The sequence below is a fragment of the Marinobacter sp. JSM 1782161 genome (genome assembly GCF_011421605.1).
Lineage (GTDB): Bacteria > Pseudomonadota > Gammaproteobacteria > Pseudomonadales > Oleiphilaceae > Marinobacter_A > Marinobacter_A bohaiensis.
In genome coordinates this window covers 65035-79166 of the sequence record NZ_WSSA01000003.1, presented here as the reverse complement: position 1 = coordinate 79166, position 14132 = coordinate 65035, and the positions used below count along the sequence as shown (strand labels likewise).

The 14132-nt window shown below is 63.7% G+C and carries 15 protein-coding genes; 13 read left to right on the top strand and 2 right to left on the bottom strand.

Features of this window, described 5'->3' with window-relative positions:
• Positions 1 to 9: 9 nt before the first annotated feature.
• The 13 genes from flhF to GQB00_RS13010 all read left to right on the top strand — a co-directional run bounded on the left by flhF (position 10) and on the right by GQB00_RS13010 (position 12377).
• Positions 10 to 1281, top strand: coding sequence for a flagellar biosynthesis protein FlhF (gene flhF, locus GQB00_RS13070; RefSeq protein WP_111497711.1), 1272 nt, complete (start codon positions 10 to 12; stop codon positions 1279 to 1281).
• Positions 1282 to 1389: 108 nt separating this feature from the next.
• Positions 1390 to 2202, top strand: coding sequence for a MinD/ParA family protein (locus GQB00_RS13065; RefSeq protein ID WP_165856670.1), 813 nt, complete (start codon positions 1390 to 1392; stop codon positions 2200 to 2202).
• A gap of 67 nt (positions 2203 to 2269) precedes the next feature.
• Positions 2270 to 3010: an RNA polymerase sigma factor FliA gene (locus GQB00_RS13060; protein ID WP_165856669.1), complete on the top strand. Its 741-nt coding sequence runs from the start codon at positions 2270 to 2272 to the stop codon at positions 3008 to 3010.
• Between the two features lie 172 nt (positions 3011 to 3182).
• Positions 3183 to 3569: a chemotaxis response regulator CheY gene (gene cheY, locus GQB00_RS13055; protein ID WP_165856668.1), complete on the top strand. Its 387-nt coding sequence runs from the start codon at positions 3183 to 3185 to the stop codon at positions 3567 to 3569.
• Between the two features lie 17 nt (positions 3570 to 3586).
• Entirely contained in the window at positions 3587 to 4378 is a 792-nt protein-coding gene (locus tag GQB00_RS13050; protein ID WP_111497707.1) for a protein phosphatase CheZ, read from the top strand.
• Positions 4379 to 4391: 13 nt separating this feature from the next.
• On the top strand, positions 4392 to 6554 hold the full coding sequence (locus GQB00_RS13045) for a chemotaxis protein CheA (protein ID WP_165856667.1): 2163 nt from the start codon (positions 4392 to 4394) through the stop codon (positions 6552 to 6554).
• Positions 6555 to 6567: 13 nt separating this feature from the next.
• Positions 6568 to 7683, top strand: coding sequence for a protein-glutamate methylesterase/protein-glutamine glutaminase (locus GQB00_RS13040; RefSeq protein ID WP_165856666.1), 1116 nt, complete (start codon positions 6568 to 6570; stop codon positions 7681 to 7683).
• The gene (locus GQB00_RS13035) at positions 7683 to 8423 is read left to right on the top strand and encodes a flagellar motor protein (protein ID WP_165856665.1); all 741 of its coding nucleotides are present in this window, start codon (positions 7683 to 7685) and stop codon (positions 8421 to 8423) included. Before GQB00_RS13040 ends, GQB00_RS13035 begins: the two co-directional genes overlap by 1 nt.
• Before the next feature lie 40 nt (positions 8424 to 8463).
• Positions 8464 to 9246, top strand: coding sequence for a flagellar motor protein MotD (gene motD / locus GQB00_RS13030; protein WP_111497703.1), 783 nt, complete (start codon positions 8464 to 8466; stop codon positions 9244 to 9246).
• A gap of 284 nt (positions 9247 to 9530) precedes the next feature.
• Positions 9531 to 10310 (top strand): ParA family protein, encoded by a 780-nt coding sequence (locus GQB00_RS13025; RefSeq protein WP_111497702.1) that lies wholly within the window; start codon positions 9531 to 9533, stop codon positions 10308 to 10310.
• A 47-nt stretch (positions 10311 to 10357) separates the two neighbouring features.
• A complete protein-coding gene (locus GQB00_RS13020) occupies positions 10358 to 11287 on the top strand; it encodes a chemotaxis protein CheW (protein WP_165856664.1) in 930 nt (309 codons plus the stop codon).
• Between the two features lie 151 nt (positions 11288 to 11438).
• Positions 11439 to 11927: a chemotaxis protein CheW gene (locus GQB00_RS13015; protein WP_111497700.1), complete on the top strand. Its 489-nt coding sequence runs from the start codon at positions 11439 to 11441 to the stop codon at positions 11925 to 11927.
• Between the two features lie 60 nt (positions 11928 to 11987).
• Positions 11988 to 12377 (top strand): DUF2802 domain-containing protein, encoded by a 390-nt coding sequence (locus tag GQB00_RS13010; RefSeq protein WP_165856663.1) that lies wholly within the window; start codon positions 11988 to 11990, stop codon positions 12375 to 12377.
• Positions 12378 to 12391: 14 nt separating this feature from the next.
• Here GQB00_RS13010 and GQB00_RS13005 read toward each other — a convergent pair whose 3' ends face one another.
• Together GQB00_RS13005 and GQB00_RS13000 are read right to left on the bottom strand one after the other, a co-directional pair.
• Positions 12392 to 12691 (bottom strand): EscU/YscU/HrcU family type III secretion system export apparatus switch protein, encoded by a 300-nt coding sequence (locus GQB00_RS13005; RefSeq protein WP_165856662.1) that lies wholly within the window; start codon positions 12689 to 12691, stop codon positions 12392 to 12394.
• Positions 12688 to 14028: a flagellar hook-length control protein FliK gene (locus tag GQB00_RS13000; RefSeq protein WP_165856661.1), complete on the bottom strand. Its 1341-nt coding sequence runs from the start codon at positions 14026 to 14028 to the stop codon at positions 12688 to 12690. The genes GQB00_RS13005 and GQB00_RS13000 overlap by 4 nt, the downstream gene beginning before the upstream one ends.
• Positions 14029 to 14132: the final 104 nt, after the last annotated feature.

Genomic DNA, 14132 nt, shown 5'->3' with positions numbered 1-14132 from the left:
AAAGTCATCATGAAGGTAAAACGGTTTTTTGCGCCAACCATGGCCGAAGCGCTGAAGATGGTTCGCCTGGAAATGGGCGAGGACGCGGTCATCCTGTCCAACCGACGGGTGGATGGCGGTGTCGAAATCGTGACGGCCCTTGATTATGACGAGAATCTGGCGCGCCAGCGTTTGGGCAATGCCGCGGTGGATGCCACCAACGGCGCGCGCCTGGCCGAAATGCAGGCGGAACAGCATCGCCGCCTGGAGGAAGAACTCGGCCGTTCCCGCGACCGCATTCGTGAAATCCGCGAAAAGCGCCAGCCGCGCGAGCCGGACGTATTCGCCGAGGTAGCGGAAAATGCCGAGCCCCAGAGCGAGGCGCCGGATACCACGCAGGCGGCTCTGGAAGCCATGCGTGCCGAAATTCATTCGCTGCGGGACATGGTCAACGAGCGTCGTGAGCGGACTCCAGGCAAAGCCCAGCCCGCGGAACCGGCCGTCGCCAGCCAGCAGCGTCTGGCGGAGCGCCTGGAGGAGTTTGGTCTGTCCAGCCAGCTGGCCGGGTCACTGGCCCGTAACCAGGGCCACTGCCGCCTTGAAGAAGGCTGGAAGAAGGCGCTGCGGACCCTCGCCGCGGGGGTTCGGACCCAGGATAAGGAGATTGTCGAGCAGGGCGGTATCGTCGCGTTGGTCGGCCCCACCGGCTCCGGCAAGACCACAACCATCGGCAAGATGGCGGCGCGCTATGTGCTTGAGCATGGTCCGGATTCCCTGGCGCTGGTCACCACCGACCGCTACCGGGTGGCGGCCCATGAGCAGCTGTTCGTCTTCGGCCGCATCCTCAATGTGCCGGTACGCGTGGTCGACGAGAGCCATTCCCTCGACCGGATTCTGGACGACCTGTCCGACAAGCGTCTGGTACTGATCGACACCGCGGGCCTGACCCACGCCGATCGCGGCCACCAGGAGCAGCTGGAAGAGCTGGCGTCGAGCGATCACCCGGTCAAGCCCTACCTCGTGCTGTCGGCCACCAGTCAGCCGCGGATCATGAAATCCACGTGGCATTGCTATAAGATGGCGAATCCTGCCGGGTGTATCATGACCAAGCTGGATGAAGCCCTGACGCTCGGCGAGGTACTCGGGTTCGCCATGGAAACCGGACTTCGGGTGGCCTACTACACCGATGGCCAGCGCATTCCCGAAGACATCCATCCCGCGCAGTCCGCACCGCTGGTCCGCCTGGGTGTGGAACGCCTGCGCCAGATGCGGGAGACGTCCATGGTCGCAGCGGGTGCCTGAATACGGGAAGGTTGCCGGAGCCGCCGATCGTTCTGGAGCCGTCCATACACAGAGCCGGTCGGAACCGGCCGAGAGAATCACAACCTGTCGTGAGAGACTGTACCCGGCATGAGTAGACCAAACCCGGTTCAGGTGATCGCCGTATCCGGCGGCAAAGGTGGCGTTGGCAAGAGCAACGTTTCGGTCAATCTGGCCATTGCCCTGGCTCAGATGGGGCGTCGTGTGGTGGTCCTGGACGCTGATCTGGGACTGGCCAACATCGACGTGCTGCTGGGCATCACCGCCCAGCACAACCTGTCCGACGTGCTGAACGGTCAGTGCGACCTGCGCGACGTCCTGGTGGACGGGCCGGGCGGCATCAAGATCGTTCCGGCGTCCTCCGGCACCCAGCGCATGACTCAACTGACGCCGATGGAACACGCCGGACTGATCAACGCGTTCAGTGAACTGGGGGACCAGATCGACGTGCTCATCGTGGACACCGCGGCTGGCATCTCCGAATCCGTGGTCAGCTTCCTGCGAGCGTCCCAGGAGCTGCTGCTGGTGGTCTGCGACGAGCCCACCTCCATCACTGACGCCTACGCCCTGATCAAGCTGATGAACCGTGATTACGGCACTAACCGTTTCCGCATCCTGGCCAACCAGGTACGCAACGACCAGGAAGGCAAGCACCTGTTCGGCAAGTTGACCCGGGTGACCGAGAGATTCCTGGATGTTGCACTACAATATGAGGGCATCGTCCCGTTCGACGAAGCGGTCAAGAAAGCGGTACAACGTCAGCGTGCAGTGCTCGAAGCCTATCCCCGCGCCAAGGCGTCGCTGGCCATCAAGGCCCTGGCCCAGAAAGTCGACAACTGGCCATTGCCGTCGTCGCCGCGGGGGCACCTGGAATTTTTCGTAGAGCGTCTGGTTGACGCCTGATGCAGTACGCCGGCCGACAGGGCAGGTGGTATGGCGGTCAAACGGGCTGTTTGGGTAATCCGGATTGATGACGTTGGCAAAAGGCCTTGGAATCTACCAACAAAGCAGTGAGCGGAGTGCGGCCCGGCAACTGGTCGAGGATCACGCGCCGCTGGTGAAGAAGATCGCGCTGCACATGATGGCGCGGCTGCCCGCCTCTGTGCAGTTGGAAGACCTGATGCAGGCCGGCATGATCGGCCTGCTGGAGGCCGCGCAAAAATACGAAGCCAATAAAGGCGCTTCCTTCGAAACCTACGCCGGTATCCGTATCCGTGGCGCGATCGTTGACGAGATCCGCCGGGGTGACTGGGTGCCGCGCTCCGTCCATCGCAACACCCGTCGCATCGCGCAGGCCATCAAGGCCGTCGAGGCCCGTACCGGCGAGGAAGCCAGGGATGCGGACGTCGCCGCCGAGCTGGAAATGACGCTCAACGAATACCACGCCTGCCTCGCCGATTCGAGCGGAGGACGACTTTTTAGTCTCGATGAGCTAAATGAATCCGGCGAGGTGCCGATAGACAATGAAGATGCGGTATCTGACGCCCCCTATGCGGAGTTGTCCGAAGCCGGTTTCCGGCACAGTCTGGCCCAGGCCATCGATGGGCTGCCGGAGCGCGAAAAGCTGGTCCTGAGTCTGTATTACCAGGAAGAGCTTAACCTCAAGGAAATCGGCGCGGTCATCGGCGTCAGCGAGAGTCGCGTCAGCCAGATCCACAGTCAGGCGGCACTGCGTCTGAAAGCGCGCCTGAGCGACTGGCAATCGAGCTGATTCGACACTAGAGAACGGTACAAACTGTAGTTTTTGGTAACGGGTGCTTTACAGCGTCCGTGGACTGGACAGAATAGGCGGTGCCTTTTGATCCCGCCGGCACGGTGTGGCCGGTCAGAAGGAGGCGGGCCGGCACGATTGGTATCCCGGGTTGTAACGATTGGAGGTCCCATTGGACAAGAACATGAAAATTCTGATCGTGGATGATTTCTCCACGATGCGGCGCATCATCAAGAACCTGCTGCGCGACCTCGGTTTCACCAATACCGACGAGGCCGACGACGGCAACACAGCGCTGCCCATGCTCAAGAGCGGCAAGTACGACTTCCTCGTCACCGACTGGAACATGCCGGGCATGTCCGGCTTCGAGCTGTTGCAGGCCTGTCGTGCCGACGACATGCTTAAGGACCTGCCCATCCTGATGGTCACAGCCGAAGCCAAGCGCGACCAGATCGTGGCCGCCGCCCAGGCCGGCGTCAATGGCTACGTGGTGAAACCGTTCACGGCAGCGGTCCTCAAGGAAAAGATTGAGAAGATCTTCGAACGCATCCAGTCCTGAATATCAGAGCGCCAATCATGGGCAATCCAAAAGACGACAATGCGGGGAAGCTCGACCCTGAAGTCACCGAAAAGCTGAAGCAGCAGGCGACTGACCTCAAGGCGCAGGTGGATGCCGGGGATTACGCGGCGGCGATGCGTCTGATCAACGAGCTCAACGACGTGCGGGACCAGAGCCTGTACCACGAGGTTGGCCGTTTGACGCGCAGCCTCCACGAAGCGATTCGCAATTTCCAGATCGATCCGCAGAACGCCGAACAGCGCGAAGCGCTGTCCAAGATGACCGATGCCTCGGACCGGCTGGCCTACGTTGTGGAAATGACCGGCAGCGCCGCCAACCGCACCATGGACCTGGTCGAGGAGGCCATGCCCAAGGCCAGCGCCATGCGCGAGGAAGCCCTGGCACTGCGCGACGACTGGAAAAAACTGCGTCGTCGCGAAATCGGTGCCGGTGAATTCCGCGAACTGTACCACCGCATCGATCGTTTCTTCGACCAGACCGCGAACGACACGGAAATCCTGTACTCACACCTGTCGGAAATACTTCTGGCGCAGGACTTCCAGGATCTGACCGGGCAGGTCATCCAGAAGGTCACCGCCCTGGTCAAGGAAGTGGAGGAGCACCTCCTGAGCCTGGTGGTCATGGCCAGCCATGTTGACCAGATTACCGGCACCGTCCATGAACTGGGCGAAGAACCGGCCCGGGCGATCGAGAAAGGGGAAGGTCCGCAGATGCACGCCGACGAGCGTGAGGATGTCGTATCCGGCCAGGATGATGTCGATGACCTCCTGTCCAGCCTTGGTTTTTAAGTGAGGACATTGCATGGCGTTAGATGCTGACGAAGAGATTCTCCAGGATTTCCTGATCGAGGCTGGAGAAATTCTCGAAAAACTGTCGGAGCAGTTGGTCGACCTGGAGCAGCAGCCGGATAACAGCGACCTGCTGAATGCCATTTTCCGCGGTTTCCATACCGTCAAGGGCGGCGCCGGCTTCCTCCAGTTGGAGGCGCTCGTCAACTGCTGCCATTCCGCCGAGAATGTCTTCGACACCCTGCGCAACCACAAGCGCCAGGTGACGTCCGATCTGATGGACGTGGTGCTCGAAGCGCTGGATAACGTCAACGCCATGTTCGACCAGGTGCGCAACCGGGAAGAGCCAACGCCGGCCGACCCTGCGTTGATCGCAGCCCTCGACGCGCTGGCCGAGCCGGAAGGTGCGGCGCCCAAAACCGCCGAGCCGGCGGTGGAGGACCGTCAGCCAGCCCCAACTGAAAGCGATCCCGCCGGTGGCGCCGACCAGGGCGACATCACCGACGACGAGTTCGAACAGTTGCTCGACGCCCTGGAGGGTGAGAAGAGCGAGTCCGGCGACGCCGACCAGGACGACGAGATCTCCGACGACGAATTCGAGAATCTGCTGGACGAGCTGCACGGCAAGGGCAAGCACGGCGGCACGCCGGCGGATGCCGCCAAGAGCAACGAAAGCGCCGCGGCCGCCGACGACGAGATCTCCGACGACGAATTCGAAAATCTGCTCGACGAGCTGCACGGTAAGGGCCAGTTCAAGGGCGCCGCCGGTGCCAGCCCCGACGTGCCGGCCGGCAAGGCGCCGGAGGCCGCTGCCGGCGGTGACGACAAGATCACCGACGACGAGTTTGAGAGCCTGCTGGACGAGCTCCACGGCAAGGGCAAGGGCCCGGCCACCGGCCCGGCGCAGAAGCCCGCCGCTGCCAGCACTCAGGGTGCAGGCGACAACAAGCCAGCGGCTGACGACAAGAAAGCACCGGCCTCGCCGGCGGTACCCCAGCGCGACGCCCAGCCGACGGCCGAGGCCTCGGTGCGGGTTGATACCAAGCGCCTGGACGACATCATGAACATGGTGGGCGAGCTGGTGCTGGTGCGGAACCGCCTGCAACGCCTGGGCGACCAGAGCGAGAACACCGAGATGCACAAGGCCGTGTCCAACCTGGATGTGGTCACGGCGGATCTGCAGTCGGCGGTGATGGCCACCCGCATGCAGCCGATCAAGAAAGTCTTCGGTCGCTTCCCGCGGGTGGTGCGCGACCTGGCCCGAAGCCTCAAGAAGGAAATCGACCTCGTAATGCACGGCGAGGACACCGACCTGGACAAGAACCTGGTCGAGGCGCTGGCGGACCCGTTGGTGCACCTGGTGCGCAACTCCGTCGACCACGGCATTGAAGCGCCGGATGTGCGTGAGAATGCCGGCAAACCGCGCAAGGGCAAGGTGACCCTGTCCGCCGAGCAGGAAGGCGACCACATCCTGCTGGTGATCGAGGACGACGGCGCCGGCATGGATCCCGACAAGCTGCGCCAGAAAGCGGTGGAGAAGGGCATCTACGAACAGGAAGCCGCCGACCGTCTGACCAACAGCGAATGCTACAACCTGATCTTCGCACCGGGCTTTTCCACCAAGGACCAGATTTCCGACGTGTCCGGCCGCGGCGTCGGGATGGACGTGGTCAAGACCAAGATCAGCCAGCTCAACGGCACCATCGGTATCGAGTCGGAGCTGGGTAAGGGGTCGCGGATCATTATCAAGGTGCCGCTGACCCTGGCCATCATGCCCACGCTGATGATCATGCTGGGAGATCAGTCGTTCGCCTTGCCACTGGTCAACGTGGTGGAGATCTTCCACCTGGATCTGACCAAGAAAAACATCGTCGATGGCCGCGAATGCATCGTGGTGCGGGACAAGGTGTTCCCGCTCTATAAGATCAAGAACTGGCTGGTTCACGGCGCTGCCGGCGAACCCGAGCCGGAGAACGCACACGTGGTGATCGTGGCCATGGGCACCCGGCAGGTGGGCTTTGTGGTCGACCAGTTGATCGGCCAGGAAGAGGTGGTGATCAAGCCGCTCGGTCGCATGCTGCACGGCACACCCGGCATGGCCGGAGCCACCATCACCGGGGACGGTCGGATCGCCCTGATTATCGATGTGCCCAGCTTGCTGCAGCATTACGGATAACAGGGAGGCGCGCATGTCGGTATCCGTCCTGGTGGTCGACGATTCCGGATTCTTCCGGAAACGGCTGACCGAGATCCTCAACGCCTCCGGCAACATTCGCGTGGTGGGCACCGCCACCAACGGTCGCGAGGCCGTGGAACAGGCGGAGAAGCTGCGTCCTGACGTCATCACCATGGACTACGAGATGCCGATCATGGACGGCATCACCGCGGTCCGCGAAATCATGAAGCGCCGGCCGGTGCCGGTGCTGATGTTCTCGTCCCTGACCTACGAGGGCGCCCGGGTCACCCTGGACGCGCTGGAGGCCGGCGCGGTCGACTTCCTGCCCAAGAATTTCGAGGAGATCGCGCGGGATAACAGCGAGCTGCAGCGCATCCTGCGCGAACGCATCCTCGACGTGGCTCGCAGTCGACCCGGCTCCCGGCCGGCGCCGGTGGCGCCGTCGGTACCCGAATCCCGCTCCACGCCGGTTCGGCCCCAGGCCCGACCCTCGGCGCCGCGCCGCGATACCGAGTCGGAAACGGAAGCTCCGCGCCCGTCGCGCAAGGCCTCGCCACCCAGTTTCAGCGTGGTGGGCATCGGCACCTCCACGGGCGGCCCGATTGCGCTGCAGCGGGTGCTGACCGGCCTGCCGGCCCGGTTCCCGTCGCCGATCGTCCTGATCCAGCACATGCCCGCCAGTTTCACGCCCGCTTTCGCCGATCGCCTCAACAAGCTGTGTCAGATCGAGGTGCGCCAGGCGGAGGACGGCGACATGCTGCGCCCGGGGCTCGCGCTGCTGGCGCCGGGTGGCAAGCAGATGATGATCGAGAACAAGGGGCCGCATGGGCGGGTACGTATCCTCGAGAGCGATGCGCGCCTGACCTACAAGCCCTGTGTCGACGTGACCTTCGGCTCGCTGGCGCGTAGCTTTCCGGGCAAGACCCTGGGCATCATCCTTACCGGCATGGGGGCGGACGGTCGCGAGGGCTGCCGCATGATGAAGCAGTCCGGCAGTGTGATCTGGTCGCAGGATGAAAAATCGTCGGTGATCTATGGCATGCCCATGGCGGTGGCCAAGGCCGGCCTGAGTGACGAGGTCCTGGCGCTGGAAGATGTGGGAGCTCGCCTGGTCGAAGGGGTTCGCTGATGGATCTGCTGAGTCTGCTGGGCATTGTCCTGGCCTTTGCAGCCATCCTCGGCGGAAATCTCCTTGAAGGCGGCGCCCTAGGCTCGCTGTTCAACGCACCGGCCGGGCTGATCGTCATCGGCGGCACCCTGGCGGCCACCATCCTGCAGACCTCCTGGCCGGTCATCAAACGCGCGCTGGTGCAGGTCCGCTGGGTGTTTATCCCGCCCTATATCGGTCTGGAAGACGGCATCGACAAGGTCATCAACTGGAGCGTACGCGCCCGCAAGCAGGGCCTGCTGGGCCTTGAGAACATGGCGGAGAAAGAGCCGGAACGCTTTGCCCGCAAGGGGCTGCAACTGCTGGTCGACGGCGCTGAAACCGAAACCATCCGCAGCATCATGGAAGTGGAACTGGATGCCCGGGAACAGAGTGACATGGAGGCGGCGCGGGTGTTCGAGGCCATGGGCGGCTATGCACCGACCATCGGGATCATCGGCGCCGTGATGGGCCTGATCCAGGTGATGACCAACCTTGAGGATCCCAGCACCCTGGGCGCCGGCATCGCGACGGCGTTCGTCGCGACGATCTACGGTGTGGCCCTAGCCAACCTGCTGTTCTTCCCGGTGGCCAACAAGCTTCGTGGTATCGCGCGCCAGCGTTCGCGCTACGAAGACATGATGATTGACGGCATCATTGCGATTGCCGAAGGCGAGAACCCGAGATCCATCGAGCTGCGCCTCAAGGGCTTCATTCAATAGACGGCCAGCAGGCCCGACAGGCAATAGAACGGACGGAGCGATGCGGCGTCGGCGAGCGACAGAGGACGACCAACACAACCGCGAACGCTGGCTGATCTCCTACGCGGATTTCATCACGCTGCTGTTCGGCTTCTTCGTGGTGATGTATTCGGTTTCGTCGGTCAACGAAGGCAAGTACAAGGTCCTCTCGGAAACCCTGACCGGCGTTTTCAACGCCCCGCAGCGCTCGGTGGAGCCGATCACCGTCGGCGACCGTATTTCCCGTCCCGAACCGCCGGCCCAGGACCAGGTGATTGCGCCGCCCGTGGCCACGGCCCCGGCCAACGACGCCGACGAGGAAGAGGGGCGCAGCCGCGAACTGAAAAGCATCGCCAACCAGTTGCAGGATCAGTTCCAGACGCTCATCAACCAGGGGCTGATCACCGTCGAGACCAGCGACGAGTGGATCGAGCTGAGCCTGCAGAACAGCCTGCTGTTCAGCTCCGGCGCCGCCGAACCCCATTACGACGCCTTCCCGGTGGTGGAATCCATCGCCGGCATCCTGCACGGGCATGACAATGCCATCCGGGTTGAGGGATTTACCGACAACCGTCCGATCAGTACCGACGCCTACCCCTCGAACTGGGAGCTTTCCGCCGCCCGGGCGGCAGCGGTTGTCCGCCTGCTGGCGGCAAACCAGGTGGATCCCCGGCGCATGGCCGCCATTGGTTACGGTCAGTTTCAGCCTGTCGCACGCAACGACACCCGTGAGGGACGCAGCCGCAACCGGCGGGTGGTGCTGCTGATCTCGCGGGATGCCAGCATCCGTGGCGCTGTGCGCTAGCCGATCGGCCGGCCGGCACCTGGATTCCCGCCTTTCACGGACTTCTGGCACGTTTCCTGAATTGTCTCCATGAGCCGCGCCGGGGCAGGCAAATCCTTGCCAGTCTCTGCAATTCCGGCTCAAGTTTTCCAGTCACCTGTCGATACAAAAATAAATGTCATGGCTCGGGCGAGTGCGCTCTAATCGGAACCCGCCGGCCGGGGTATGGCACCACTGTCGTAGTGCGGCGTGAGCGTCGTGATATGGCAAAACGTGGTATGGCACAACAAGGGGAGAGTTACCGCGTGCGAATCTGGGCAGTCGCCAACCAGAAAGGGGGCGTGGGCAAGACCACGACCGTCGTGACATTGGGTGGTTTGCTGGCGCAATCCGGCAAACGCGTTCTGGTGGCCGACCTTGATCCCCACGGATCCCTGACCAGCTGGTTCGGCTACGATCCGGACCGTCTGGCTCACAGCGCCTTCGATCTTTTCCAGCACCAGGGCAAGGTGCCCGAGGGGCTGCCGGCCCAGTTGCTGCAGGAAACCGGCTGCCCGGGGCTGTCGTTGATGCCGGCCAGCTCGGCATTGGCGACGCTTGAGCGCAAGATGGTGGGCGTTGAGGGCATGGGGCTGATCATCTCCCGCGCCCTGGCGCAGCTCTGGGACGATTTCGATTACGTGCTGCTCGACAACACGCCGTCACTGGGCGTGCTCATGGTCAACGCCCTGGCGGCGTCCCAGCGCCTGATCGTTCCGGTGCAGACTGAATTCCTGGCCATGAAGGGCCTGGAGCGGATGATCAACACGCTGATGATGATCATGCGTTCGCGCAATTCGCCGTTGCCTTATACCATTGTGCCAACGCTGTTCGATCGTCGGACCCAGGCATCGGTGCATAGCCTCAACGCGCTGCGCAAGCAATACCCGGAGGAGATCTGGCGCTTTGCCATCCCGGTCGACACCAAGTTCCGGGACGCCAGTGAGTCCGGCCAGGTGCCGTCGGCCTACTCGACGGACACCCACGGGGTGCGGGCGTATCGCCGTTTGCTGGACGACCTGCTGAGTGCCGGCCAGGAGTCCTGAATGGGTTTTTTGACACGCCGTCAGTTTGTTGACGCCGGAGTGGGTGCATGTTGAAAAAGAGACAGGAAGAAGCCTACGCGGACCCCACCGCGGCTCTGTCCCATTATCTGGACGATCTGCTGCATGTCGCCACCAGCACCGCCGAGGACGTTGAAGCCCCGGCTGAAACCTCGGTTGACACCCAGGTTGAGACGGCCGTCGACACCCTGACCCGGGTGGACACCGCGGTGCGTGAGGTGACCCCGTCTCCGGTGGAATCGACGGCGGTTCAGGTGGCCGAGGAAAGCGCGGACAAAACAGCCGAAAAGCAGGCTGAACGGGAAGCCCGCCGGGCTCGTGTCCGCGCCCAGGCCGAGCGTATCAAGGCGCGTCGGGCCGAGGCGGAGCAACTCAAGCAGGCGGAAGCGGAACGTGTCGCCGAGCAGGTTGCCTACGAGGCCCGGGAGCAGGCTCGGCTCGAGGCTGAGCAGGCGCAGCCGGAAGTGCAGGCCGAACCGGCACCGGCGGGTCGCCCGGACTGGGCGGACAGCGCTTTTGAATGTCTGATCTTCAAGGTGGCCGGGTTGCAACTGGCGGTGCCGCTGGTGCTGCTCGGTGCCATCCACCGAATCGAGTCTGACCTGCACCAGATTCCGGGGCGTCCACGCTGGTTCATGGGGATGCTGCCGTCCGGCGACCACAACCTGCGGGTGGTGGATACGGCGGAGTGGGTTATGAGCGGTCGCGTGCCAGAAGGCGCCCGCGAAGGCTACAAGTTTGTGATACGCCTGGACCAGAGCGAATGGGGCCTGGCCTGCGACGAGGTGGCCCAGTCGTTCACCCTTAGGCCGGACGACGTGCGCTGGCGCTCCGAGCGCAGCCGTCGCCCCTGGTTGGCCGGCACGGTAGTGGATCACATGTGCGCACTGCTGGACGTGCAGGCGATGACCCAATTGCTGTCCCGGGCGGAACAGCAGCAACGGCTGGACCTGAGTTAACCCAGCCTGCAAAAGATTGAAAAAAGGCAGATGGTGCCGGCTGGCACGGTTTGTGCCCTGTTCTATAGTAAGGGGCCACCGTGCTGGAATTTTGACAGCGTTAGTGCGGTGCCCCTGAACGGGGGCGCCATCGGATCGAAGAGAGGACATTATGGCATCCCCAAGCGGACAGCAGATTCAGGGCTCCGAAGATCAGGTCCTGCAGTACGTGACCTTCAGGCTCGACGACGAGACTTACGGCATCGATGTAATGCAGATCCAGGAAGTGCTGCGTTACACCGAAATCGCGCCGGTACCGGGTGCGCCGGACTACGTGCTGGGCATCATCAACCTGCGCGGCAACGTGGTTACGGTGATCGACACCCGCCGCCGTTTTGGCCTGATGGATGCCGAGGTGACCGACGCCACGCGCATTGTGGTGATGGAATCCTCGCAGCAGGTGATGGGCATCCTGGTGGATTCGGTGGCCGAAGTCGTCTATCTGAAGTCCAGCGAGATCGAGACCGCACCCAACGTGGGGAACGAGGAAAGCGCCAAGTTCATCCAGGGGGTGTGTAACAAGAACGGCGAGCTCATCATCCTGGTTGAGTTCGACAAGATGCTGGCAGAGCACGAGTGGGCGGAGATCGCCGCGCTCTGATCCCCTCCTGAGGGGATACCGGCCTGAACAGGGCGCGGGCTGTCAGCTGGGAGCAAGGTAATGGCAGACTGGCAAGCTATCGCACCCTGGGCACTCACCGCCGGCACGTTCGTGCTGCTCTGTGTCCAGGCCATTCTTAACCGGCGTCGCATCCAGCACCTGGAGAACCGTTTCCGGGATCGGCTGGAGACCATGGGGCGCGAACTGCACGCCACCAGCAGCGGCAGCATGGGGGTGGGGCAGCGGGTGATTGCCTGCGAGCGCAACCTGCACGAGCTGCGTATGGCGGTCGATGAGATGCGCCAGAACGATCCGCTGCGCATTTCCTACGATGAAGCGTCTCGCCTGGTGGACCTCGGGGCCGACATCGACGACCTGATGAACACCTGCGGCATTTCCCGTCCGGAAGCGGAGCTGGTTTCCGCGCTGCGGCGCCGTCAGGTCGCCTGACCGACGCGGGTCTATCAGTCGGCCGGCCTGGCGTCGTCCGGCGTCTTGCCGCGCAGGTGGAAGGCGAACGACAGGATTTCGGCGATCACCCGGTAAAGGGTCTCGGGGATTTCCTCATCCAGGTCCAGGCGCGCGAGGATGCCCGCCAGTTCCGCGTTCTCGTACAGTGGTACGCCATTCTCCCGAGCAATGCGGATGATTTCCCGGGCCAGCTCGTCGGTGCCGGTGGCGGCCACGGTCGGGGCCCGCTCGCCGTCGTATTTCAGGGCGACGGCGGCGTCCCGGTTGATGCCTGCGTCCCGTTCCTGCGTCATGCCTTCACGTCCACCAGTCGATGATCCAGTTGCGTGCGTGCGCCGCGCGGCTGACCCCGGCGGCACTCCATTTCCACCACGTCCAGCCCCAGGTCTCCCAGCCGCTGGCGGAACCAGGGCAGGTCTTCGTTGGCCTGCTTCAGCGTAGCGGCTTTCTCCGCCCAGATCAGGGCCGACACCTGCTGATTCTGTAACCCCAGCTCAAACGTCACCTGTCCGGCCTCGTCCAGGTCCATGGCCAGGGTCAATCGCCACTGGGCCACGCGGCGTCGCGGCCGGTCGCTGCCGTCTTCCTCGTCACCATGGCGTTCCAGCCGGAGCTGCGCGGTGCGTGGCTGATTGTTGGTATCGAGCCAGGGCAGCTCCAGCAGCCAGGTGGGCGTGGCCACCGGCGCGTCCACCGTCGTCCGTGTGGTCAGCGTCTGGCTATGCAGTTGGTTGACCGTGATCCGGTTGAGCATGCCCGCCAGCAGTCGCAGCATCTGGCCGGTGGACAGGTTGTCCTGGGCCGGCGGAGGTGTCAGCGGCGCCTGTTGGGCCTGGGGAAACTGCAGCGGCGCCTGCACCAGATCCGGGCTGGTGAGCGGGGTATAGCGGTTCAGGGCCTGCGGGTTGTCTCCCTGCTGGCCGAGCAGCGCGCTCACGATGCGGTTGAGTGCCAGTTTGAGATCCGCCGGCACACTGGCCGGCGACTGGGCAAGCTGGCGCTCGGCGAACAGGCCACTGCTGCTGATCCACTCCTGGATGGCTCGCCCCGGGTTGTCGCCTTGCGCCGCGCCGGCCAGTCGGCCGGCCTGGGGAATCTGGGCGGCCAGGGTGCGGACCGCCTCGCGAACGGGTTCGGGGATGCCCTGGCCCTGCGTCGATGGCGTGCCGGCCGCCGGCTGCGCCAGACGGGCCAACTGCGCCAGTCCCTGATCGAGCCGGTGCTGCCACGGCAGGTGTTGGGCCAGCTGCTGGGCGACCCTTGACTGGGGCGTGCCTTCCGACGACATCTGCGCCATCAGGCGCAGCTCATTGCCGGCCCGCATGATCCGGACCCAGTCGCCGGGCTGCATTCGGGTGTCGCTGTTGACCACCAGGGATTTGCCGCGTACGTCGAGCAACAGTTGCTCGGGGGCCGTAGCGGTTTTCTCGAGCACTCGCGAAACCCGGGCCATGACCTGTTGGTGCTGGCGCAGCTCTAGCTGGTCCAGGAGTTGCCGGGCGCTCTGGGCGGGATTCGGCGTGGCCCCGGTCGATGCGCCCGGTGTCGTGCCAGTGGTCTGGCCGGCCGGTTGCGAGCGACCGCTGTTGTCGGCTTGTGGGGGCGTCTGGCCGGGGACGGGGATCTTCATGGTTGGCCCGTAGGTCGCATTCAATTTCGTCCTTGGAAGCATTGCCTCCCGAACGGCATCACTCTATGCTGTCCAGATTACGCCATTTCAGTACCTTGTGTGTA

Excerpts from the sequence above, each read along its gene's own strand:
- GQB00_RS13060 (WP_165856669.1), top strand. The coding sequence starts at position 2,270 with ATGACGTTGGCAAAAGGCCTTGGAATCTACCAACAAAGCAGTGAGCGG.
- motD (WP_111497703.1), top strand. The coding sequence starts at position 8,464 with ATGCGGCGTCGGCGAGCGACAGAGGACGACCAACACAACCGCGAACGC.
- GQB00_RS13010 (WP_165856663.1), top strand. The coding sequence starts at position 11,988 with ATGGCAGACTGGCAAGCTATCGCACCCTGGGCACTCACCGCCGGCACG.
- GQB00_RS13065 (WP_165856670.1), top strand. The coding sequence starts at position 1,390 with ATGAGTAGACCAAACCCGGTTCAGGTGATCGCCGTATCCGGCGGCAAA.
- flhF (WP_111497711.1), top strand. The coding sequence starts at position 10 with ATGAAGGTAAAACGGTTTTTTGCGCCAACCATGGCCGAAGCGCTGAAG.
- GQB00_RS13050 (WP_111497707.1), top strand. The coding sequence starts at position 3,587 with ATGGGCAATCCAAAAGACGACAATGCGGGGAAGCTCGACCCTGAAGTC.
- GQB00_RS13000 (WP_165856661.1), bottom strand. The coding sequence starts at position 14,028 with ATGAAGATCCCCGTCCCCGGCCAGACGCCCCCACAAGCCGACAACAGC.
- GQB00_RS13020 (WP_165856664.1), top strand. The coding sequence starts at position 10,358 with ATGTTGAAAAAGAGACAGGAAGAAGCCTACGCGGACCCCACCGCGGCT.
- GQB00_RS13005 (WP_165856662.1), bottom strand. The coding sequence starts at position 12,691 with ATGACGCAGGAACGGGACGCAGGCATCAACCGGGACGCCGCCGTCGCC.
- GQB00_RS13015 (WP_111497700.1), top strand. The coding sequence starts at position 11,439 with ATGGCATCCCCAAGCGGACAGCAGATTCAGGGCTCCGAAGATCAGGTC.
- GQB00_RS13040 (WP_165856666.1), top strand. The coding sequence starts at position 6,568 with ATGTCGGTATCCGTCCTGGTGGTCGACGATTCCGGATTCTTCCGGAAA.
- GQB00_RS13035 (WP_165856665.1), top strand. The coding sequence starts at position 7,683 with ATGGATCTGCTGAGTCTGCTGGGCATTGTCCTGGCCTTTGCAGCCATC.
- GQB00_RS13045 (WP_165856667.1), top strand. The coding sequence starts at position 4,392 with ATGGCGTTAGATGCTGACGAAGAGATTCTCCAGGATTTCCTGATCGAG.